16 protein-coding genes are annotated in these 20,611 nt (G+C 72.3%); 6 read left to right on the top strand and 10 right to left on the bottom strand.

Annotated elements, in window-relative coordinates:
• Positions 1-41: 41 nt before the first annotated feature.
• Positions 42-677, bottom strand: a complete 636-nt coding sequence (locus ACTHAM_RS07680) for a maleylpyruvate isomerase family mycothiol-dependent enzyme (protein ID WP_440686015.1) — start codon at positions 675-677, stop codon at positions 42-44.
• A gap of 165 nt (positions 678-842) precedes the next feature.
• Between ACTHAM_RS07680 and ACTHAM_RS07675 the strand changes: the two genes are divergently transcribed.
• From ACTHAM_RS07675 to ACTHAM_RS07665, 3 genes are all read left to right on the top strand, one after another.
• Positions 843-1,436 (top strand): VanZ family protein, encoded by a 594-nt coding sequence (locus ACTHAM_RS07675; protein WP_440686013.1) that lies wholly within the window; start codon positions 843-845, stop codon positions 1,434-1,436.
• A 178-nt stretch (positions 1,437-1,614) separates the two neighbouring features.
• A complete protein-coding gene (locus tag ACTHAM_RS07670) occupies positions 1,615-2,400 on the top strand; it encodes a DUF4184 family protein (protein WP_440686011.1) in 786 nt (261 codons plus the stop codon).
• Between the two features lie 413 nt (positions 2,401-2,813).
• The gene (locus tag ACTHAM_RS07665; RefSeq protein WP_440686009.1) at positions 2,814-4,766 is read left to right on the top strand and encodes an alpha-L-arabinofuranosidase C-terminal domain-containing protein; all 1,953 of its coding nucleotides are present in this window, start codon (positions 2,814-2,816) and stop codon (positions 4,764-4,766) included.
• A gap of 11 nt (positions 4,767-4,777) precedes the next feature.
• Here ACTHAM_RS07665 and ACTHAM_RS07660 read toward each other — a convergent pair whose 3' ends face one another.
• The 4 genes from ACTHAM_RS07660 to ACTHAM_RS07645 form a co-directional block, all read right to left on the bottom strand.
• The gene (locus ACTHAM_RS07660; protein WP_440686007.1) at positions 4,778-5,791 is read right to left on the bottom strand and encodes a LacI family DNA-binding transcriptional regulator; all 1,014 of its coding nucleotides are present in this window, start codon (positions 5,789-5,791) and stop codon (positions 4,778-4,780) included.
• A 651-nt stretch (positions 5,792-6,442) separates the two neighbouring features.
• On the bottom strand, positions 6,443-7,438 hold the full coding sequence (locus tag ACTHAM_RS07655) for a hypothetical protein (RefSeq protein ID WP_440686005.1): 996 nt from the start codon (positions 7,436-7,438) through the stop codon (positions 6,443-6,445).
• 54 nt (positions 7,439-7,492) lie between these two features.
• Positions 7,493-7,954 (bottom strand): MarR family winged helix-turn-helix transcriptional regulator, encoded by a 462-nt coding sequence (locus tag ACTHAM_RS07650; protein ID WP_440686003.1) that lies wholly within the window; start codon positions 7,952-7,954, stop codon positions 7,493-7,495.
• A 66-nt stretch (positions 7,955-8,020) separates the two neighbouring features.
• The gene (locus ACTHAM_RS07645) at positions 8,021-10,405 is read right to left on the bottom strand and encodes an ATP-binding cassette domain-containing protein (RefSeq protein WP_440686001.1); all 2,385 of its coding nucleotides are present in this window, start codon (positions 10,403-10,405) and stop codon (positions 8,021-8,023) included.
• A gap of 99 nt (positions 10,406-10,504) precedes the next feature.
• Between ACTHAM_RS07645 and ACTHAM_RS07640 the strand changes: the two genes are divergently transcribed.
• Together ACTHAM_RS07640 and ACTHAM_RS07635 are read left to right on the top strand one after the other, a co-directional pair.
• Entirely contained in the window at positions 10,505-10,972 is a 468-nt protein-coding gene (locus ACTHAM_RS07640) for a heme-degrading domain-containing protein (protein ID WP_440685999.1), read from the top strand.
• 140 nt (positions 10,973-11,112) lie between these two features.
• Positions 11,113-11,598, top strand: a complete 486-nt coding sequence (locus ACTHAM_RS07635; protein ID WP_440685997.1) for a hypothetical protein — start codon at positions 11,113-11,115, stop codon at positions 11,596-11,598.
• 27 nt (positions 11,599-11,625) lie between these two features.
• Here the strand turns inward: ACTHAM_RS07635 and ACTHAM_RS07630 are convergent, their stop codons facing one another.
• Positions 11,626-12,573 carry an aldo/keto reductase gene (locus ACTHAM_RS07630; protein WP_440686147.1) on the bottom strand — a complete coding sequence of 316 codons (948 nt, stop codon included), beginning with the start codon at positions 12,571-12,573 and terminating at the stop codon, positions 11,626-11,628.
• A 234-nt stretch (positions 12,574-12,807) separates the two neighbouring features.
• Here ACTHAM_RS07630 and ACTHAM_RS07625 point away from each other — a divergent pair, with 234 nt between their 5' ends.
• Positions 12,808-13,152 carry an RNA polymerase-binding protein RbpA gene (locus ACTHAM_RS07625; protein WP_440685995.1) on the top strand — a complete coding sequence of 115 codons (345 nt, stop codon included), beginning with the start codon at positions 12,808-12,810 and terminating at the stop codon, positions 13,150-13,152.
• 20 nt (positions 13,153-13,172) lie between these two features.
• Here the strand turns inward: ACTHAM_RS07625 and ACTHAM_RS07620 are convergent, their stop codons facing one another.
• From ACTHAM_RS07620 to ACTHAM_RS07605, 4 genes are all read right to left on the bottom strand, one after another.
• Positions 13,173-13,961: a polyprenol monophosphomannose synthase gene (locus ACTHAM_RS07620; RefSeq protein ID WP_440685993.1), complete on the bottom strand. Its 789-nt coding sequence runs from the start codon at positions 13,959-13,961 to the stop codon at positions 13,173-13,175.
• Positions 13,958-15,532, bottom strand: coding sequence for an apolipoprotein N-acyltransferase (gene lnt, locus ACTHAM_RS07615; RefSeq protein WP_440685991.1), 1,575 nt, complete (start codon positions 15,530-15,532; stop codon positions 13,958-13,960). Before lnt ends, ACTHAM_RS07620 begins: the two co-directional genes overlap by 4 nt.
• 434 nt (positions 15,533-15,966) lie before the next feature.
• Complete coding sequence (locus ACTHAM_RS07610) at positions 15,967-17,619, bottom strand: amidohydrolase (protein WP_440685989.1); 1,653 nt, start codon at positions 17,617-17,619, stop codon at positions 15,967-15,969.
• A 63-nt stretch (positions 17,620-17,682) separates the two neighbouring features.
• Positions 17,683-20,565: a DEAD/DEAH box helicase gene (locus tag ACTHAM_RS07605; protein ID WP_440685987.1), complete on the bottom strand. Its 2,883-nt coding sequence runs from the start codon at positions 20,563-20,565 to the stop codon at positions 17,683-17,685.
• Positions 20,566-20,611 lie beyond the last annotated feature (46 nt).

Genomic DNA, 20,611 nt, shown 5'->3' with positions numbered 1-20,611 from the left:
GCCCGCGCGGGCGACGTCCTCCGGTCGCCCGCGCGGGACGCTCAGGTCGCACTGGCCAGCTGCGGGGCTCCCTCACCGGTGAGGCGTGCTGCCGCCGTGGCGCGTCCTGCCATCGCGAGCACGAGATCCAGCGTCGTACCTTCCACCACCGGACCGGTACCGACGTCGAACGCGCTGTCACAGGCAATCAGCCGCAGCCCCTTGACCGCCGTCCGGGAGCCCACGGCGAAGTCCTTGCGCGCATACCCCTCGGCCACAGCCGCAGCGACGTCTGTCGGCGTCCACGAAGCCAGCCCGAGCGGCTCGCGGATGTCGGCGGCGTGCACGACCACCTCGCCGAGCCACGCCCACAGGTCGCGCGTGGGGGCGATCCGGGCGTCGACGACAGCCCTGAATGCCGTGAGGGTCGCCTCCGGGCTCGTGCCCCGGTGCTCGGCGAGGCGACGCTCGTTGTGCAGGTCGGCATCGAACCGTGCCCCGACGATGCTGCGCAGCCACGCCCAGCGCCCCGTACTCGCGGCCGCGGTCAGGTGCGCCACGACGTCCTCGACCGACCATGCCGCGCAGAGCGTCGAGTGGGACCACTGGTCCGGGGAGAGGTTCTCGAGGTCGGTGACGAGGGCGGCGCGCTCGGCGGCGATGGCCGACCAGAAGCGTTCGGGCGTCCAGGAGTCCATGCGGAGCACCGTAGGGGAACCTCCTCGTGATGGCGTGTGCAACCGGACACCTCGGGCCCCACGTGTCCGACCGGGGGCGGATGCCGCGGCAGCCGATCGGCAGGCAGGGTGGCCGACGGCGAGCCCTGCGGGCGGCGCCCACCCCAGGTGAAGGAGACGTTGCTCGTGTTCGACCCCGTCCCGGTGCTCCCGGTCGTCCTCCCGCTGGGTGCGGCGGTGCTCGGAGGGCTGCTCTGGCTCCTGCACCGCCGGGGGCGCCTGTCGTGGCCGCGCATCGTCGTAGCCCTGGCGCTGGCCGTGTACGTCGCCGGTGTGGTCGCCAACACCGTCTTCCCGATCTACCGGGACAAGCCCACGGCAGGCGGCCCGTGGGCCGACCACCTCGCGCTCGTGCCGCTCGTCGACTACGAGGTCGCCGATGCCGTCATGAACGTCCTGGTGTTCGTCCCCGTCGGGGTGCTCGTGCCGCTGGTGATCGCCGGGACGTCGTGGGGGAGCGCCGTCGTCGCGGCCGGCGCCCTCAGCCTGACGATCGAGGTCACGCAGTGGGCCACGGCACACCTGCTGGGCGGCGGCCACATCGCCGACGTGAACGACCTGATCTTCAACGTGATCGGCGGGGTGGTGGGCGTCGCGCTCATCGCGTCTGCCGAGCGCGTGCCTGCGATCGGCCGGGTCGTCGACCAGGTCCGGTGGCGCGGCGCCAGGGCGGACGGCTCCGACGTGCTCGTCGGGCAGCACCCTGCTCCCGGCAGTTGATCGCCACGTGAGCGCACCGGCCCGGGGCGCTTCGGCTGGGTCACCGACCCGGAGGGCAACCACGTCGAGCTCTGGCAGCCCGCCTGATCGCTGAGCCATGCCCGACGGGCAGCGACGTCGGCGAGAGTCCGACCACAGGGGGATGCCCGGTCCGGGAGCGGGCGGGAACCATGACCCGGTGCCGTTCACGCTCGCCCATCCCGCCGCCGTGCTGCCCCTGGTGCGTGGTCCGCTCGTGCCGGCCGCGCTGGTCGCAGGCTCCCTGAGCCCTGACGTGCCGTACTTCGTCCCGGTTCCCCGCTCCGCAGACGCCTGGTACGAGCCGTTCGTCAACGCGACGACGACCCACACGTGGCCCGGGATGCTGCTGGTGGCGGTGCCGACCGCCGCGGTGCTGCTCGGGCTCTGGTGGCTGGTCAGCCCGCCACTGCGCGCACTGGTCATGGGGGAGGAGGCGCCCCAGGTGGGGCGCGCGGGCTCGCCGGGGAGTGCGCGGCGGGTGCTGTGGGGCGCCGTCTCCTTGGTGCTCGGCATGCTCACGCACGTGGCCTGGGACGCGTTCACGCACGGCGACGGCGTGGTGGTGCAGCACGTGGCGTGGCTTCGTGAGCCGCTGATCGGCGCGGTGCCGGCCGGGCGAGTGCTGCAGCACCTGAGCACGGCGGCGGGGCTGGCCGTGCTGACCGTCTGGGCGGCGCGGGCATGGGCCGTGTGGCGGCGCGACGGGGGGCGCCTGCGCCTCGACCGGCGTCGGCTCGCCGTCGCGGGTGCGCTCCTCGTGCTGGGCATCCTGGGAGCCGTCGTCGGGAGCGCCGGCGTGCGCGGCGCCGGGTGGGAGGCGTCATTGTCTGCCGCGGCGAAGGACGGCGGCACCGTGGTCGTCGCGGCCGGGATGCTGGCGGCCGCGACGTGGTGGGTCGCGCGGCTCGTACCGTCCGCGCGTCACCGCGTTCGTCAGCGCTGAGCCGCCCAGGGGAGCCTGCGAGCTGCCGGATCGGGCGCGTTCAGGGCCGATCCGCACGTCACTGGCGCCTCTGCGTATCGAGATCGGTCGCACTCGGCCAGCTTGACCGGTCGTGCGGTCCGCGGGCCCTCGTACCGGGCACGCGCGTCGTCGCGGCGCGGCCGGCCTCCGAGTCGCTCCCGACCGGGGCGGGGACCCCGTGATGAGCCGCCACGCCGGGTGGGAGCGCCGAGCGCCCGCCCGGGCCCGGGTGATGGTCACGAGTGTTGCACGTGTCAACTTATGCGCATAAGGTGCCTCGGTCGACCCCTCTTGGAGTCGGCTCCGAAGCAGCACAAAGGAGTGTCATGTCGTCAACCGGCCCTGCACCCACCCGCGAGCACTCCACCTCGACGAGGCGGGCTCGTGTCCGCGTGCGCCGCCCCGAGGCCCCGGCGCCGGTCAGCCCCGTGCTGTATGGGCTGTTCCTCGAGGACATCAACTTCGCAGCAGATGGTGGGCTCAACGCGAACCTGGTGAACAACTACACGTTCGACGGTGCCTACCTGGACCGTTCCAACGGGTACAGCCAGTTGGGCGCGGTGATGTTCAAGAAGAAGGCCAGGGCGATGTACGACCCGTTGCGACACTGGTCAGCCACCTCGCGCCTGGAGTCGCGCGTCGGAGACGGGCCTGCTCCGGGTGCGCAGTACGCCCGTCTCGGTGTGGAGGGCGCCGTCGAGTTCGTCAATCACGGGTACCCCGGGGACGACGGGGCGTCGATGGGGTGCCGGGCGGGCGTCGGACACGAGTTCTCGGCGCTCGTGCGTGCGGACCGGTTCGACGGGGACCTGACGGTCGCGCTGGTGTCCGCCGACGGCGTGGTCGTGGCGGAGGCGTCACTCGAGGCGCCCTCCGATGGTTGGCAGCAGGTGCAGGCGGTCCTGACGCCCGACCGGACCGCGCTGTGCTCGCTGCGGATCAGCGCGACGGGTGCGGGGGACCTCGATCTCGACGAGGTCAGCCTCGTGGCCCAGGACCACTGGAAGGCAGGCGACCCGCGCTGGACGCAGGGTCGCCTGCGTCGCGACCTCGTCGAGGCGCTGGCGGAGCTCAAGCCGGGCTTCATGCGCTTCCCGGGGGGGTGCATCGTCGAAGGGGTCGGCGATGGCAACCAGTACGACTGGCGTGACACGGTGGGCCCGCTCGTGCACCGGCGGAGCAAGTACAGCCTGTGGGCGGAGGGGCGCCGCGACGGTGACTACTCCCAGTCCAACCAGGTCGGGTTCTACGAGTACTTCCTGCTGTGCGAGGACCTGGGAATGGAGCCCGTGCCGGTCGTGTGGGCCGGCCTGTCGTGCCAGTTCCGGTCGAGCGAGTGCACGAGCGCGACGAGCCCGGAGTTCCAGGACGTCGTGCAGAGCGCTCTCGACCTCATCGACTGGGCAACCGGTGACCCCGCGACGAGCCGCTGGGCCGCGCTGCGCGCGGAGGCGGGCCACCCCGAGCCCTTCGAGCTGAACTACCTCGGGATCGGGAACGAGAACCACGGCCACGAGTACCTCGCGAACTTCGACCGCATCAAGGCGGCGGTCGACGAGCGCCGGCCGGGGATGCGGCTCGTGCTCGCCTCGGGCGCCTGGCCCAAGGGAGAGGCGTTCGACCTGAGCCACGCGCACGCGGCAGACACCGAGCGCGTCATCGTCGACGAGCACGCCTACGCGACCCCGCGGTGGTTCCTCGACCAGAGCACGCGGTACGACAGCTACCCCCGCCGCGCCTCGCGCGTCATGGTCGGCGAGTACGCCGCGTACCCGGTGAAGTCGCCGCTGGCCATAGTCGGCCGCTACGTGACCAACCGGTGGCGGAGCGCCGTCGCGGAGGCGGCGTTCCTCACCGGGGCCGAGCGCAACGCCGACGTCGTCGAGATGACGTGCTACGCCCCGCTGTTCGCCCACGTGGACGCCAAGCAGTGGCGGCACAACCTCATCGAGTTCTCCGCGTTGACCGTCCAGCCGACGGTCAACTACGAGGTGCAGCGGTTGTTCGGCGAGGTCGTCGGCACCGAGACACGGCAGGTCGAGGTCGCGGGCACCTCGGACGTGCGCGCCGCAGCGACGGCCGATGACGGCACGACGGTGATCAAGCTCGTGAACACGGCGCGACATGCCACGCGAGTCGTGCTGACGATCGACGACATCGCTGCCGGCGGTCAGGCAGACGTGACCCAGCTCGTCGCCGGCGCCGACGAGCGCTCGGTCATCTCGCTCGACCGCGCGAGCACGCCCGTGCGCCGGAACTCGTCGCGCGTCGACATCCGGGACGGGTCGCTGAGCATCACTCTGCCTCCCTACTCGGTCACCAGGGTCGAGGCTCAGGCCGCCTGAGCGCGCGCGCCTCAGCGGCGGGCGACCGACTCGCGCTCGACCAGGTGGACGTTCAGCACCTCGGCAGGCGAGACCGACGGCTGCTCGCCCACTGCGAGAGCGGCGACGATCGGCGCCGCTCGATCGGCATCCCAGGCGATCGACGTGAGGGCCGGCAGGCTGACGGCTCCGACGGCACTGGCGTCATAGCCGACGACGGACATGTCGCCAGGGCAGCTGAGACCGGCGTCCCTGATCGCCCGCACCAGGCCGAGAGCGACCTCGTCGTTGTTCGCACACACACCGGTGACACCGGCATCACTCCAGTCCCGGACGAGCGCGGCGGCCTCCTCGGGTGCGGTGGGCATCGCGGCGGTACGGACGGGCGGCAGCCGCCGCGCCTGCGCGTGGTGCAGGACCGACGCCTCGCGCGCGCCGGACTGTCGGGCGAGCTCGGGCTCCGCGGAGCCGATGAAGGCCAGCTGGGAGTGGCCCATCGTCACCAGGTGGTCGACCTGCAGTGCGCACCCGGGGTCGATCAGCGAGCTCGACCCGAGGTCCACCATGCCCGCACGAGGATCTGAACCAAACAGAGAAAAGACCACTTGCGGCTTGAGTGCGCGCACCATGTCGCGGAAGCTCTGGTCGCCCGACCGCTCGAAGTGGACGGTCATCGTGAGCCCCCGCCGGGCGAACTCGACCGTCAGCGCGCCGAGCAGTCGGAGAACCGGCTCGCCGAGCGGCACAGGCGGGATGACGCACACCGCGACGCCGCTGGTTCCTGAAGCAAGGGAACGAGCCTGCGCGTTCGGTTGGTAGCCGAGCTCGGCGATCGCACGCTCGACGGCCGCCCGAGTCTCGTCAGTGATCGAGTACTTCGTGACGTTGTTGACGATGTAGCTCACCGTGGCCTGCGAAACGCGGGCGCGGCGTGCGACGTCGGTCATCGTAGGCCTTCGCTCGGACGCCAACATGCCTCCTCTCCGCTCGGCCTGGTCCAGCGATACTAGTGCGGCCCCGGCACAGCCTGGTGGACCTCGCGGCACGCACGCGCACCTCGTCACAACCTCCGAACAGGGGATGGCTGCCGTCCCGGGAGGTGCCGCACTCGAACCGCCCGACCGCGACGAACCTGCTGGCCAGCGAGATACACCGACGTCTACTGGCACCTCTGTGTATCAAGGTTGGTCGGGCTCCGACGACTGCTGTGCCGGCGTCGCGCGCGTGGGGGACAGTGGCGCACTCGGACAGGGACCTCGTGGCACGGTCGGCGCATCCACCCACCTTCTCAGCCCGGTTTCCCGGGCGCTGCAGCGCGGGCGGCCCTGCTTGTCCGACCTGCGCAGCGTCGACGGGAGCGTCTGGCGACGCCGCGCGGGCATGCGTGGCTGGTCAGAGCGGGGATCGGCCTGACCGCCGGGGAGCGGTGGCCCATCACGGCGGTTGCATCAGATGCCTTGGGCAAGCGGCGATCTGTCATAATGTGCATTATCGGCGTAACTGGCAGGGCTCTCGGTGAGGCCCGTGCGGACCGCTCGCCAGCCCCTTTCGCGCCCGCGGCCCAGAAGGGGCCTCGAAACCACTTGTGGTTCTGAGGCCCCGTGTCGACGCGTGTGCAGCGCGCACCCGACGCCCGGTCGGCTCGGCGCTCCGTCATGAGCAGATTCGATGTGCGCGTCCTGGAAGAGGTTCGGGCGTCAGAGCGCGACACCGGATCCGTCCTGCACGACCGGCTCGGTTCGGGCCAGCCGTGCCGCAGCCTCCACGAGCACCTGGTGCGCCGCCGAGTCGTCCGGCACGGCCAGCTCGACCGTCGATGCACCTGACACCAGGCCCACCACCACGACGCCCTCGAACGTCGGGTGTGGTGTCGGCTCGATGGCGTCGAGTGCCGCGAACGGGACGACGAGCCGCGAGGACGAGTGCACGGGCTTCTTGCCGCGCAGCAGCCACTCGTGACGTCCGAACACCTCGAACGCCAGCGTGTCTGCCGCGAGCACCGCACCGTGCAGCGTCGTCGGCGAGAGCATGTCGAGCACGGCGGCAGTATCGCGTCGTCGGCGAGCAACGCGGCGACGACCGTGGCCGACCCACGGCTTGAGCGTCGGCGCCTGCCGGACGACCTCGCGGACATCGCCGGCGAGCGACAGGTCGTCCCGGCCCAGGTCGAGGGCGGCGGCCGCCTGCCCGTGCACGCGGCCGGCCGCCATGAGCGCCTGCCCGGCGGCGCTGGGCACCTCGCCGCTGCTGCGCAGCGCGTCGACCAACCCACGGACGCTCTCGCGGGCCGAGCCGTTGTACCGGACGGTCAGCGCCTCGCCGTCCCGCGTGCGGACGGTCAGCGAGCCGTCCAGCAGGTTGACGACGTCGTGGATCGCGGTGATGTCCCCGCAGGGGATCTCGCGCGCGTCGTAGTCGCCCGGCGCGGCCGCGCGTGCTGCTCCCCCGGCCGTCCGCCGTGACAGCACCGTCAGGCTCGTGGCGTGGAGCACGAGCAGGTGGTCGTAGAGGTCCATGTCGGGCGTCGCGTCACGCCGCGTGATGTTGCGCGGCACCTTGAGCACCAGCCTGGCGCCCACCAGGTCGATCGGGTGGTCGCGGTAGAGCCGCGGCACGTCCTCGGGTGTGCGGACCTCGTCGATCCAGGGTCCGAACCGGTCGTACTCGGTGGTGCTGGCGGTGGTGGTCGCCATCGACGTTCCCCGTCCTGTCCTGGTGCTCGAGCGGGTGTGCTCGAGTCGGTCTGCTCAGCCGGTCGCGATGCGACGCAGCACCGCGGTGGAGTGCTCGAGGTCGAGACCCTCGAGCCGGTCGAAGACGTGCCTGCGCAGGCTCGCCATGTGCGTGGGCCAGGCGGCGAGGAATCGCTCGTGGCCGGCGTCCGTCAGCACGGCATCCAGTCCTCGGCCATCGTTGGCGCAGGGTTGCCGCTCGACATGCCCGTCGGCCTCCAGCAGCGTCACCACGCGTGTGACGGCACTGAGGCTCAACCCGCTGATCGCGGCGAGCTCACCCATGCGCAGCCGGCGGTCCGGCGCCTCGGCCAGGTACAGCAACGTCAGGTAGGCGCTGCTGGTGATGCCGGCGTCTCGCTGCAGATCGGCGTCAAGGGCGCGCGGGACGGCGGTGAAGGTGCGGACGAGCGCGCGGATGAAGTCCTCCTCGGTGTCGCTGAGCACCGGGTCCCGCTCCCCCGCATCGTCGCGCATCCCGTCAGAGTACTTCACTGCTGAAGGAACTCACGTCACGCCCTGCCTCGGCGGCAGCGCCGCGCCTCAGGCACCCACGTAGGCCGCCAGGTGCTGCCCGGTGAGGGTCGAACGGTCAGCCACGAGCGACGCCGGGGTGCCCTCGAACACGACCCGGCCACCGTCGTGCCCGGCACCGGGGCCCAGGTCGATGATCCAGTCCGCATGCGCCATGACCGCCAGGTGGTGCTCCACGACGATCACCGACTTGCCCGCGTCGACGAGCTGGTCCAGCAGGCCAAGCAGCTGCGCAACGTCCGCCAGGTGCAGGCCCGCCGTCGGCTCGTCGAGCACGTACACCCCACCCTTCTCCCCCAGGTGCGTGGCGAGCTTGAGCCGCTGCCGCTCGCCGCCGGACAGCGTCGTCAGCGGCTGCCCCAGGCTCAGGTACCCCAGCCCGACGTCGACCAGGCGCGTCAGGATCGCGTGCGCGACCGGGGTGCGCGCCTCGCCGGCTCCGAAGAACTGCTCGGCCTCCGTGACCGGCATGGCCAGCACCTCGCTGATGTCACGCCCGCCGAACCGGTACTCCAGCACCGACGCCTCGAACCGCTTGCCCTCGCACACCTCGCACGGGGTCGCGACACCGGCCATCATCGCCAGGTCCGTGAAGATCACGCCTGCGCCGTGGCATGTGGGGCAGGCGCCCTCCGAGTTGGCGCTGAACAGTGCCGGCTTGACGCCGTTGGCCTTCGCGAAGGCCTTGCGGATCGGTTCCAGCAGTCCGGTGTAGGTCGCCGGGTTGCTGCGCCTCGAACCGCGGATGGCCCCTTGGTCGATCGACACCACACCGGCCCCGCCGGGGATCGACCCGTGCACCAGCGAGCTCTTGCCGGAGCCCGCGACACCGGTGACGACCACCAGCACGCCCAGGGGCATGTCGACGTCCACGTCGCGCAGGTTGTGGGTGCGCGCCCCGCGGATCTCCAGGTGTCCCTGCGGTGCGCGCACGGACGGCTTGAGTGCGGCTCGGTCGTCGAGGTGGCGCCCGGTGACGGTGTCGCTGGTCCGCAGCCCCTCGACGGTGCCCTCGAAGCAGATGGTCCCTCCGGCCGCACCCGCACCCGGACCCAGGTCGACGACGTGATCCGCGATCGCGATGACCTCGGGCTTGTGCTCCACCACCAGCACGGTGTTGCCCTTGTCGCGCAGCTGCAGCAGCAGGTCGTTCATCCGCTGGATGTCGTGCGGGTGCAGGCCCACGGTCGGCTCGTCGAACACGTAGGTGACGTCGGTCAGCGAGGACCCCAGGTGCCGGATCATCTTGGTGCGCTGCGCCTCACCCCCCGAGAGGGTGCCCGACGGGCGATCCAGCGAGAGGTAGCCCAGGCCGATGCGCACGAACGAGTCGAGCGTCTCGCGCAGCGAGGTCAGCAGCGGCGCCACGGACGGTTCGTCCAGCCCCCGCACCCACTGCGCCAGGTCGCTGATCTGCATCGCGCACGCATCGGCGATGTTCACCCCGCCGATGCGTGAGGACCGGGCACCCTCGTTCAGCCGGGTCCCGTCGCAGTCGGGGCACGTGGTGAACACCACCGTGCGCTCGACGAACGCCCGGATGTGCGGCTGCAGCGTGTCGATGTCCTTGGCCAGGAACGACTTCTGGATCTTGGGGATCAGCCCCTCGTAGGTGAGGTTGATCCCGTCGACCTTGATCTTGGTCGGCTCCTTGTGCAGCAGGTCCGCCAGCTCGCGCGCGGTGAACTCGCGGATCGGCTTGTCCGGGTCGAAGAACCCCGAGCCGGAGAAGATCCGGCCGTACCAGCCGTCCACGCTGTACCCGGGGATCGTCAACGCACCCTCGTTGAGCGACTTGCTGTCGTCGTACAGCTGCGTCAGGTCGAAGTCAGTCACCGCGCCGCGGCCCTCGCAGCGCGGGCACATGCCGCCCGTGATCGAGAACGACCGGCGCTCCTTCGTCGTGGTGCCGCCCCGCTCGATCGTCACGGCGCCCGCCCCGGAGATCGAGGCGACGTTGAACGAGAACGCCTGGGCCGAGCCGATGTGCGGCTCCCCCAGCCTGCTGAACAGGATCCGCAGCATCGCGTTCGCGTCGGTCGCCGTGCCCACCGTCGACCGCACGTTCGCACCCATGCGCTCCTGGTCGACGATGATCGCCGTGGTGAGCCCGTCGAGCACGTCCACGTCGGGGCGGGCCAACGTGGGCATGAATCCCTGCACGAACGCGCTGTACGTCTCGTTGATCATCCGCTGGGACTCCGCGGCCACCGTGCCGAACACCAACGAGCTCTTGCCCGAGCCGGAGACGCCGGTGAAGACCGTCAGCCGGCGCTTGGGCAGCACCACGTCGACGTCGCGGAGGTTGTTCACCCGTGCGCCGTGGACGCGGATGAGGTCGTGGCTGTCGGCGACGTGCCGGGCGGCCGCCTGCGGGTCGGTGCTGCTAGTCATGCTGATCCGTCTCCCTCGATCAGGTGGCGCTCCACGACCGGGCCGGCCGCGGTGCTACGCCGCCGCGCCGCCAGTGCACTGCAGTGACACGATGGCAGCATGTCCGAGGACCTCACCGCCACCATCGCCCAGGTCGAGCAGCAGGAGCACGACCTGCTGTTCGGTCGGTTCACGCACGACGACGCCTGGCAGCTCGGCTGCCTGCTGGTCGAGCTGGCCACGGAGCGCGACCTGCCGGTCACCATCGACGTGCGTCGCGGGCGCCAGCAGGTCTTCCACGCCGCGCGCCCCGGGACCGCCGCCGACAACGACAGGTGGGTCGAACGCAAGGTGCGGGTCGTCGAGCAGTTCGGCGCCTCGTCGTACCTCATCGGTCTGCGCCTGCGGGACAAGGGCACGAGCCTGAAGAAGCTGGGCCTGCCCTCTGCCGAGTACGCGGCGCACGGTGGCGCGTTCCCGGTGCAGATCGAGGGGGTGGGTGTCGTCGGCGTGGTGACCGTGTCCGGGCTCCCCCAGGCCGACGACCACGCCCTGGTCGTCGAGGCGATCCGGTCCTTCCTCGCCTGACGCGTCTACCCGGCACCCTGCCTGCGCGCCGGACGCCTGCCGGAGGTCGATCCGACCACAGCGCCTCGCTCGCCGGGCGCCTCACCCGGCGGGGTGCCCGCGGCTGCTCGTCGTCGGCCGCCGCGAGCCATGGTCGGGGCATGACCAGCGAGCAGACTCCCCCGACCGCCCCCGTCAGCACACCCGAGAGCGCGACGCCGGACGACAGCGCCCGTCCCGACGGTGGGCTGGGCGAGCCGACGCCGCCGCTCGAGTCGCCGCAGGACGTGCTGGCGACCGTGCTGGACCTCGTCGGGCCGGAACGGGCCGGAGGCCCGGCTCTCTGGGTGCTGTTCCTGGACCACGAGCGACGGCTGCTCCCGGCCGTCCTGCCCGTGGACGACCTCCCCGCCCTGCCGCACCCCGGCCTGGTGAACGCCCTGCTGCAGATCGTGGTCTCGGTGCTGCAGGAGCAGCCGGCCGGGGGCAGTGTCGCGTTCGCCCTGGTGCGCGAGGCCGGCGGCGACCGAGGCGCTCAGGAGACCGCGTGGTCGCACGCGTTACGTGTCGCGGCCGACGACGCCGACGTGCAGATCACCCTGATCGCGGCGATCGGCCGCAACCGTGCCCGCGTGCTGGAGTGGTGAGCCGCCGGCACCTGGACCCCGGGCCGGTCAGGCCTCGCCCCCTGTCAGCTCGTCGATCGCCGCGAGCTGGTCGAGGGACGGTTCCCAGGCCACCGAGGTGACGTTCGCGCGGACCTGGTCGGGGGTGCGCGCACCGGAGATCACCGAGGCCACCGCCGGCTGGGCCGCCAACCCACCCAGAGCCAGCGTCGGCAGGTCGATGCCCCAGGTCGACGCCAGCGCGGCCAGACCCTCGATGCGGTCGAAGTCGGCGTGCTGCAGGCGCAGCGGCATGCGCGTCAACCGCGAACCGGCCGGTGCCGCCTGGCCGCGGGAGTACTTGCCGGTGAGCAGACCGGAGGCGAGCGGCACGTACGGCAGCAGGCCCACGCCGACGTGCTCGAGCGCGGGGACGAGCTCGGCCTCGGCCTGGCGGGCCAGCAGGTTGTACCGGTTCTGCGCCGAGATGAACGGCGTCAGGCCGGCGGACCGCGCGGCCCAGTCGGCGTCGACGACCTGCCACCCGGCGAAGTTCGACGAGCCGAGGTAGCGGACCTTGCCCTCGAGGACCAGCTCGTGCAGCGCACCGAGGGTCTCCTCCAACGGGGTCACCGGGTCGGGCGCGTGCATCTGGTACAGGTCGATGTGGTCGGTGCCCAGGCGGCGCAGCGAACCTTCGACGGCTCGGCGGATGTAGCGCCGCGACCCGCGCACACCCCAGTCCGGACCGTTGAGGCCGGCGACGTCCATGCCGAACTTCGTGGCCACGACCACGTCGTCGCGGCGGGATCCGAGCGCCGCACCGAGCAGCTCCTCGCTCTGGCCGGGCACCGAGCCGTAGACGTCGGCCGTGTCGAAGAACGTCACCCCGGCGTCCAGGGCTGCGTGCACCACCGCGGCGACACCGTCGGGGTCGAGCGTGGCGCCGAACGTGTTGCAGCCGAGCCCTGCCACCGAGACGGTCAGCCCGCTGTCCCCCAGCTGCCGGAAGGACATCTCCGGTGGGGCGGGAACCGTCGGGGTCTCGAGGGGCGTGGAGGTCGTCACCGTGCCACCCTAGCCACGACGCCGCGCACCGCCGTCGCACCCCGTACCGCGTTCGGCGTCTCGCCCGTGCGACGCGTTCACGAGACCTTCACGCACGTCTGGAACACTCGAGGGTCGTCCACCGTTGGAAGCGGTGGCAGTTCTTCATTATCTACGGCCGATCATCGGCACGGAGGTCCCCTCATGGCGAACCGGTCCCTGCGCGGCATGCGCATCGGGTCCCACAGCATGGAGACGGAGGACGGCGTCGACTTCGCGCCCCGTCTGCAGGCCAACTACGACTGTCCGAACGGGCACACGATCATCCTGCCGTTCTCGGTCGAGGCCGACGTCCCGGTCGTGTGGGAGTGCCGTTGCGGTGCCGAGGCGCTGCTGCGCGACGCGTCCCGCCCCGAGGTGAAGGCCGGCAAGCCGCCGCGCACCCACTGGGACATGCTGCTCGAGCGACGCACGGTCGGCGAGCTGCAGGAGCTGCTCGACGAGCGGCTCGACCTGCTGCGCGCAGGCAAGCTGCGCCGCAGCGCCTGACGGCGCCGCACCACCGGGCCTCACGCCTCGTGCGTGGTTCCCCGCTTTCCACGGAACGCTCCCGCCACACGGCGGGAGCGTTCCTGCATCCCCCACCAGGTGACACGCAGCAGAGCCTCCGCGACGATGCCCTGGCTCATCTTCGAACGGCCCAGCTCCCGCTCCACGAACGTGATGGGCACCTCGACCACACGCGCACCGGCGCGCACCGCGCGCCAGGTCATGTCGACCTGGAAGCAGTAGCCCTGCGAGGCCACCTCGTCCAGCGCCATCGTGCGCAGCAGCTCGGCGCGGTAGGCGCGGAACCCGCCCGTCGCGTCCTTGATCGGGAACCCGAGCACGAGGCGGGTGTACAGGTTCGCTCCGCGCGACAGGAACAGCCTGTTCGCGGGCCAGTTCACGACCGAGCCCCCCGGCACCCAGCGTGACCCGAGCACCAGGTCCGCGTCCGTCAGCGCGGCCAGCAGCGACGGCAGGTCCTGCGCACGGTGGGAGCCGTCGGCATCCATCTCGACGATGACGTCGTAGCCACGTTCGAGGCCCCAGGCGAAACCCGCCATGTACGCCGTGCCCAGGCCCTGCTTGCCGGTGCGGTGCATCACGTGCACGGCCTGCCGGCCCCGCTCGACGGCGTCCGTGGCGGAGAACTCCTCCACCAGGGCACCCGTGCCGTCAGGCGACCCGTCGTCGACCACGAGGACGTCCGCCGCAGGCACGTGCTCCCGCAGCCGTGCCAACGCACCGGGGATGCTCTCGCGCTCGTTGTACGTGGGGACGACCACGAGAACTCGGTCGGCGGTCTGGCTCATGCACCCTCGTTCCGGCTGGCGTCGCGTTGCGCGCGACGGACGCGACGTGCTCCGGCCATGCCCGCGACGACCACGCACACGGCGAGGGCGTCGGCGACCCAGGCGGGCCACCCCCCGAGCCGTGTGGCCAGCGTGGTGGACTCCCGCAGCGGCAGACTAGCGACGAGCTGTTCGGCCGTGAAGAGACCCGAGTCCTGCACGATCGCACCGTTGGGTGCGATGACGGCGCTGACGCCCACGGTCGAGATCTGCACCGTGGCCCGGCCGTGCTCGACGGCCCGCAGGCGGGACATGGCCAGCTGCTGCGTGGACTCGTCGGTGTACCCGAACGAGGCGTTGTTGGTCTGCACGACGAGGACCTCGGCCCCGGCGCGCACCGACTCGCGCACCAGCGAGTCGTAGGCGACCTCGAAGCAGATGACGTCGCCGATGCCGACGGTCCTCCCCAGCCGCTCGGACTCCAGCGGCACCAGGCCGACCTCGGTCCCGGCGATCATGTCGGCGGTGACCAGGTCGACGGCCTTGGAGAACGGCCGGACCCACTCGCGGATCGGGATGTACTCGGCGAACGGCGCGGGGTGCTGCTTGGAGTACGTGGCGACGACGCCCTGCCCCGGCTCCCAGAGCACGGCGGTGTTGTACCGGCCCCCGCTGCTCGGGTACTGCACCGTCCCGACGAGCATCGGTGCGTCCACCGCGCGGGCGGCCTCATCGATGACCCGTGCCGCCTCGGCGTCGACCTGGGGGTCCACGTCCGTGCCGTTCTCGGGCCAGAGCACGAGGTCCAGCTCGCCGGGCTCGACCTGGTCGAGCAGGGCGAAGGTGCCGGCCACGTGGTTGTCGAGCACCTGCCGGCGCTGGGAGAACGCATCGAGACCGGGTGTGGGCACGTTGCCCTGCACGGCACCGACCTGCAGCTCACCCGTCTGCGCCCGCGAGTCCAGGGGGATCAGCAGCGAGGTGACGACCAGCGCCACGACCAGCCCGACCTCGGCCGCCAACCGCCCCAGGGCGAGGCGTCGTGCGGACAGCCACGCGAGGGCCAGCAGCACACCCGTGGCCGCCACGACGGCACTCACCAGGGGCGTTCCCCCCAGCGAGGCGAACGACACGAACGGCGACCCCGCCTGGGAGAAGGCCAGCCGACCCCAGGGGAACCCCCCGAACGGCTGACCCGAGCGCAGCTCCTCGACCGCGACCCACAGCACGACGAACACGACGAGCTGCAGCCCTCCGCTGCGCCACACCGCGTTGCCGCGCCGCGCCCACGCCCACGCGGCGCCGAACAGTGCCACGAAACCGGCCTCCAGCACGCTCAGCGCGAACCACGGGACCAGGCCCACGGCCTCCCCCGCCCAGGTGATGAGCGGCACGAAGAACGCCAGGCCCCACAGGAAGCCGACCAGGGCGTTCCACCGGGCGCTGTCACGCAGCAGTGCGAGGAACAGCAGGGCGACACCGACGGGTGCGAGGACCGACCAGCCGGGGTCAGGGAAGGCGATCCGCGTCAGGTAGCCGCCGGCCACGGCCAGGACGAGCACCCACCAGCGGGACGGTTCGGGGGCGGGCACCCACGCAGACTACGTCAGGGAACCAGGAGAACCGGCGCGGTCTCCGACCGACCGGCCCGCGTGAACTTCGTACCGAGCGGTGCGCTCGCGCGCACCCCCGTTGTCTGTTGAACACGCGGGCCCGGCCGGAGCCGTCGTTCCCCCTCGCGGACCGGGTTCCCATGCCGTGCTGGCCGGACCGCAGCTGCCCGCGAGAGCGGAACACGTGCCGAACCTACCGGTTCGCAGGGGCCTGTCAAGCCCGCTCGGAGCGCCCGCGCGACGTCTCCGCAGCCCATGTCGGCATTGTCCGACGTGTCCGAATCGGTGCGTTCTCGGCGCGTCGCACGGCGTGTCGCGACACGCGCTCGGACACGCCGCTGCGCGGCGGCGCACACGCCCGCGACCGCCACGTGACAACCGCCACGTCGTCGGTCTCGGCCCGCCGAGAACGTTCAGCCCATGGCGTCGTGCAGCACGACACCCGACCGCACCGTGCGCAGGCACACGGGCGCAGGGCGGTCCGGTCCGAGCTCCGGCAGCAACGGGGTCCCGGCGCGCGCGTCGGTGCTCCAGGCAGAGGTCCGGGCGTCGACCGCCTGCACCACCAGGTGCTCGGCCCGCCAGACGGCCAGGTGCGCCGGGGCCCCGATGCGCAGCTCTCCGGCGCCCGTGTGGTCCAGACCTGCCGCACGCCATCCGCCCCGGGTGGCCGCGCGGAACGCCGCACGCGCCGAGATGCGCTGATCGGCCGCGTGGTGGTGCACCGCTGCACGGACCGCCGCCCACGGGTCCAGCGCGGTGACCGGCGCGTCCGAGCCGAAGGCCAACGGCACACCGGCCGCCGCCAGGTCGGCGATCGGGTTGAGCCCCGCCCCCCGCCCGGCGCCCAGCCGCGTCGCGTACAGGCCACCAGGGCCGCCCCACGCGGCGTCGAACGCGGGCTGCACGCTCAGCCGGATGCCCAGCAGCAGCAGACGCGCCAACGTCGGTGCGTCGATCATCTCGGCATGCTCGATGCGGTGCCCGGCCCGCGCGATCGCCTCGACGCCCTCCACGTCCGCGGCGGCACCCAGACCGATCAGCAGCTCGTCCATCGCCCGGTCCCCGATGACGTGGAACCCACCGTGCACACCGGCGCGCGTCACCGCGGTCACGTGGTTGCAGATCTGCTCGGCGCTCAGGTACAGCACCCCGTCAGGGTGGGCGGCACCGCTCGGCGCGTCCGCGTAGGGGCTGCGCAGGGCGGCGGTGCGTGAGCCGATCGACCCGTCGACGTTGAGGTCACCGCCGATGCCCGTCAGCCCTGGGATCGCCGCGAGCAGCTCGCGCGCATCGTCCACCGTGACGCACAGCTCACCGCGGTAGCCGACCAGGTGGGGCAGGGCACCCGACGGGTCCGCGGTCATCGCGAGCAGCTCCAGCAGCCCCTCGCGCGTGTCGATCGAGGGTGCGCTCTGCTCGTGCACCGACACCACCCCGCGGGAGGCCGCGTGCTGCAACGCCCTCCGGTACAGCTGCGTGCGGCGTTCCGGCGCGATCCGCCGTGCCGCGTCACGGGCGGCGTGGTGGGCGTCGCGTTCGACCCGGCCGTCGTCGGACCAGCCCGGCAGCCCGACGAGCCCCGCACCGTCGGCCAGCGCCGTCGAGACGACCGCACTGTGCACGTCGACGCGCGCCAGGTACACGGGCGCTCCCCCGGCCGCACGGTCGACCTCCTCGCGGGTCGGCGCGCGCCCCTCGGGCCAGCTCTGCTCGTCCCAGCCGAACCCCAGCAGGGGGCCCTGGTCCGCGCGGCCGTCGCGTGCCTGGGCCGCGCGGTGCACGGCGTCGAGCGCGTCAGCCAACGACCGGACACCGGCCGCGGCCGTCAGGTCGACGCTCTCGAGCGCCAGGCCGGTCTCGAGCACGTGCACGTGGGCGTCGACGAAACCGGGTGCCACGAGTGCGCCGTCGAGGTCGACCACCTCGTCCGCCCGGGACGCCAACCCGTCGGCGGTGTCGTCCGCGCCGATCCAGACGATCGTGCCGTCCTCGACGAGCAGCGCCTCCGCGAACGGGTCGGCGGGTGAGTGGATGACACCGTGGCGGTACAGGGTCGAGGTCACATCGGACCACGATAGGCCCCAGACGCTGTGACCTGCGGGTCATGGCAGTGGCGCGGCCAGGGCTCAGACCGAGGAGTAGGCCACCACCCCGCGCCGGAGCGCGTCGACAGCCTTGTCGGCCGTGGTCCGCACCCGCTCCTGCGGTGCGGCCTTCGACAGCTGGTCGAGCACGTCGATGACCTGCTTGCACCACCGCACGAAGTCCCCGGCGGCCAGCTCGCTGCCCCGCAGCACCGCGTCGAGGCTGCGTCCCGCCGCCCACCGGTGGATCGCCTCGACCAGACCGAGGTCCAGCGGAGCCGTCGTCGACAACCCGTGCGCCTGCTCGAGGTCGTCCAGCTCGGACCAGGCGCGCACCGTCTCGTCCAGCGCACGCCCGAGCCGCCCCTGCGGACCACCGGGCACCCGCGGCTCACCGTGCTCGTCACGGCGCGACTGGTAGACGACCGTGGACACCGCAGCCGCCAGGGCCGGGGCGTCCAGCTCGTCCCACACGCCACGCCGCAGGCACTCGGCGAGCAGCAGGTCGTTCTCGGCGTAGAGCCGACGCAACCACTGGCCCGCGGTCGACACCCGCAGCGCCGCCGCCGGGCTGCCGTCGGACTCGAGGTAGCCCAGCTCGGCCAGCACGTCGCAGATGCGGTCGAAGACCGCGGCGATCGACCCCGTGCGACCGGCGATGCGGGTGACCAGCGCATCGTGTTCGGACTTCAGCCGGCGCCACCGGTCCGCCCACCGGGCGTGGTCCTCGCGGTCCGGGCACGCGTGGCACGGGTGGGCACGCAGACGGCGGCGCAACGCCGCGACCTGGGCATCGTCCTGCGCGGCGGTGGCCTGTGCGCGACGTCGACCACCACGAGGACCACCCGCGCCGCGACCACCACCGCCGCCGCCGCCGGCCACGATCCCGTCGCCGTGCTCCACGGCCGCACGCAGGGCCGCCGCGAGGTCGCGCCGCGCAGCGGGCACCCGTCCGTTGAACCCCGCCGGCACCCGCAACCGCCCCACGGTCCGCGCACCCGTGCCGACGTCGGCCACCGTCAACCGGCGCACCTGCCGGTCGACGCCCAGGACCGTCGGGCGCGGACCGTCGAACCCCGGCTTGCCACCCGGGTCGATGACGACCACGTGCGCCGTCCGACGCCCCACGGGCACCTCCAGCACGTCGCCGACCCGCAGGCCCTCGAGCGTGCGCGCCACGTCGGCGCGCCGGGCCGAGGCAGCCGCCCTCGACTGCTCACGCTCCAGATCGGAGATCTGCCGACGCAGCGCCGCGTACTCGCTGAAGTCCCCCAGGTGGCACGTCATGGCCCGCGCGTAGCCCTCGAGGGCCTCGGCGTGCGCCTGGGCCTGGCGGGCCAGCCCCACCACACCGCGGTCGGCCTGGAACTGGGCGAACGAGGTCTCCAGCACCTCACGCGCGCGTTCACGACCGACCTGCGCGACCAGGTTGACCGCCATGTTGTACGTCGGACGGAAGCTGGAGCGCAGCGGGTACAGGCGCTTGGACGCCAGACCCGCCAGCGCCAGCGGGTCGAGTCCCGGGTGGTCGACCACGACGGCGTGACCCTCGGTGTCGATACCGCGCCGACCCGCCCGGCCCGTCAGCTGCGTGTACTCCCCCGGCGTGATGTCCACGTGGTTCGAGCCGTCCCACTTGACGAGCTTCTCCAGCACCACCGACCGGGCCGGCATGTTGATGCCCAGCGCCAGGGTCTCCGTGGCGAACACCACCTTGACCAGCCCGCGCGAGAACAGGTCCTCGACCGTCTCCTTGAACAGCGGCAGCATCCCCGCGTGGTGCGAGGCCACCCCGCGCGTCAACGCCTCGGCGAACTGCCAGTACCCGAGCACGTCGAGGTCCTCCGGCGGCACCGAGGCACACCGCTCCTCGACGACCTGGCGGATCTGCGCCTGCTCGGCCGGGCTCGTCAGACGCACGCCCGCCGCCAGGCACTGCTGCACGGCACCGTCGCACCCGGCACGGGAGAAGATGAACACGATCGCCGGGAGCAACCCCTCGGCGTCGAGCGCGTCGACCACGGCGAACCGCGACGCCGAACGCCCCCCGCCCCGCCGCGCACCACCCGGACCGCCCCCGGCACCTCGGTACCCACGGTCACCGGGACCGCGCCGACCACGCGAGGGCGGCCCGTCGAGGCGCTCGCGGCGGCGCAGCAGGTGCATCAGCTCGGGGTTGATCGGCGGGTCCACACCCGGGTCGGTCGGGTCGACGTGCCCTGCGTACAGATCGGCCAGGTCGCCGCGGGCGTACACGTGCTGCCCCAACGGCACCGGTCGGTGCTCGCTGACCACCACCTGCGTGTCGCCACGGACAGTCGCCAACCAGTCGCCGAACTCCTCCGCGTTGGACACCGTGGCCGACAACGAGACCAGCTGCACGTCGTCGGGCAGGTGGATGATCACCTCTTCCCAGACCGGACCACGGAACCGGTCGGCCAGGTAGTGCACCTCGTCCATGACGACGTACCCGAGGCCCGACAGCGTGGAGGAACCCGCGTAGAGCATGTTGCGCAGCACCTCGGTGGTCATGACCACCACGGGCGCCTCGCCGTTCACCGTGGTGTCCCCCGTCAGCAACCCGACGCGCTCGGGGCCGTACCGGCGCACCAGGTCGCCGTACTTCTGGTTCGACAACGCCTTGATCGGGGTCGTGTAGAACGCCTTGCGTCCCGTCTCGAGCGCCAGGTGCACCGCGAACTCACCCACCACGGTCTTGCCGGCGCCCGTCGGCGCGGCCACCAGCACGCCGCTGCCACGTTCGAGCGCGGCGCACGCCTCGACCTGGAACTCGTCCAGCGGGAAGGGCAGCAGGTCGCGGAACTCCTCGAGCCGGACCCCGGCGGCACGGCGACGTGAGGCCGCGTACCGCTCGGCGGGCGACGGCTCGTCGGACGGGCGGTTGGACGGGGTGCGCGGTGCCACACGCTCACCCTAGGTCGCGGCGCGGCGTGCACCGCGGAGGTGGCGT

Origin of the sequence: Cellulomonas soli, assembly GCF_052036975.1 — a bacterium.
In the GTDB taxonomy this organism is placed as follows: domain Bacteria; phylum Actinomycetota; class Actinomycetes; order Actinomycetales; family Cellulomonadaceae; genus Cellulomonas; species Cellulomonas soli_A.
Note: the sequence above shows the minus strand (reverse complement) of the source record. Positions and strands in the feature narration are given on the sequence as shown.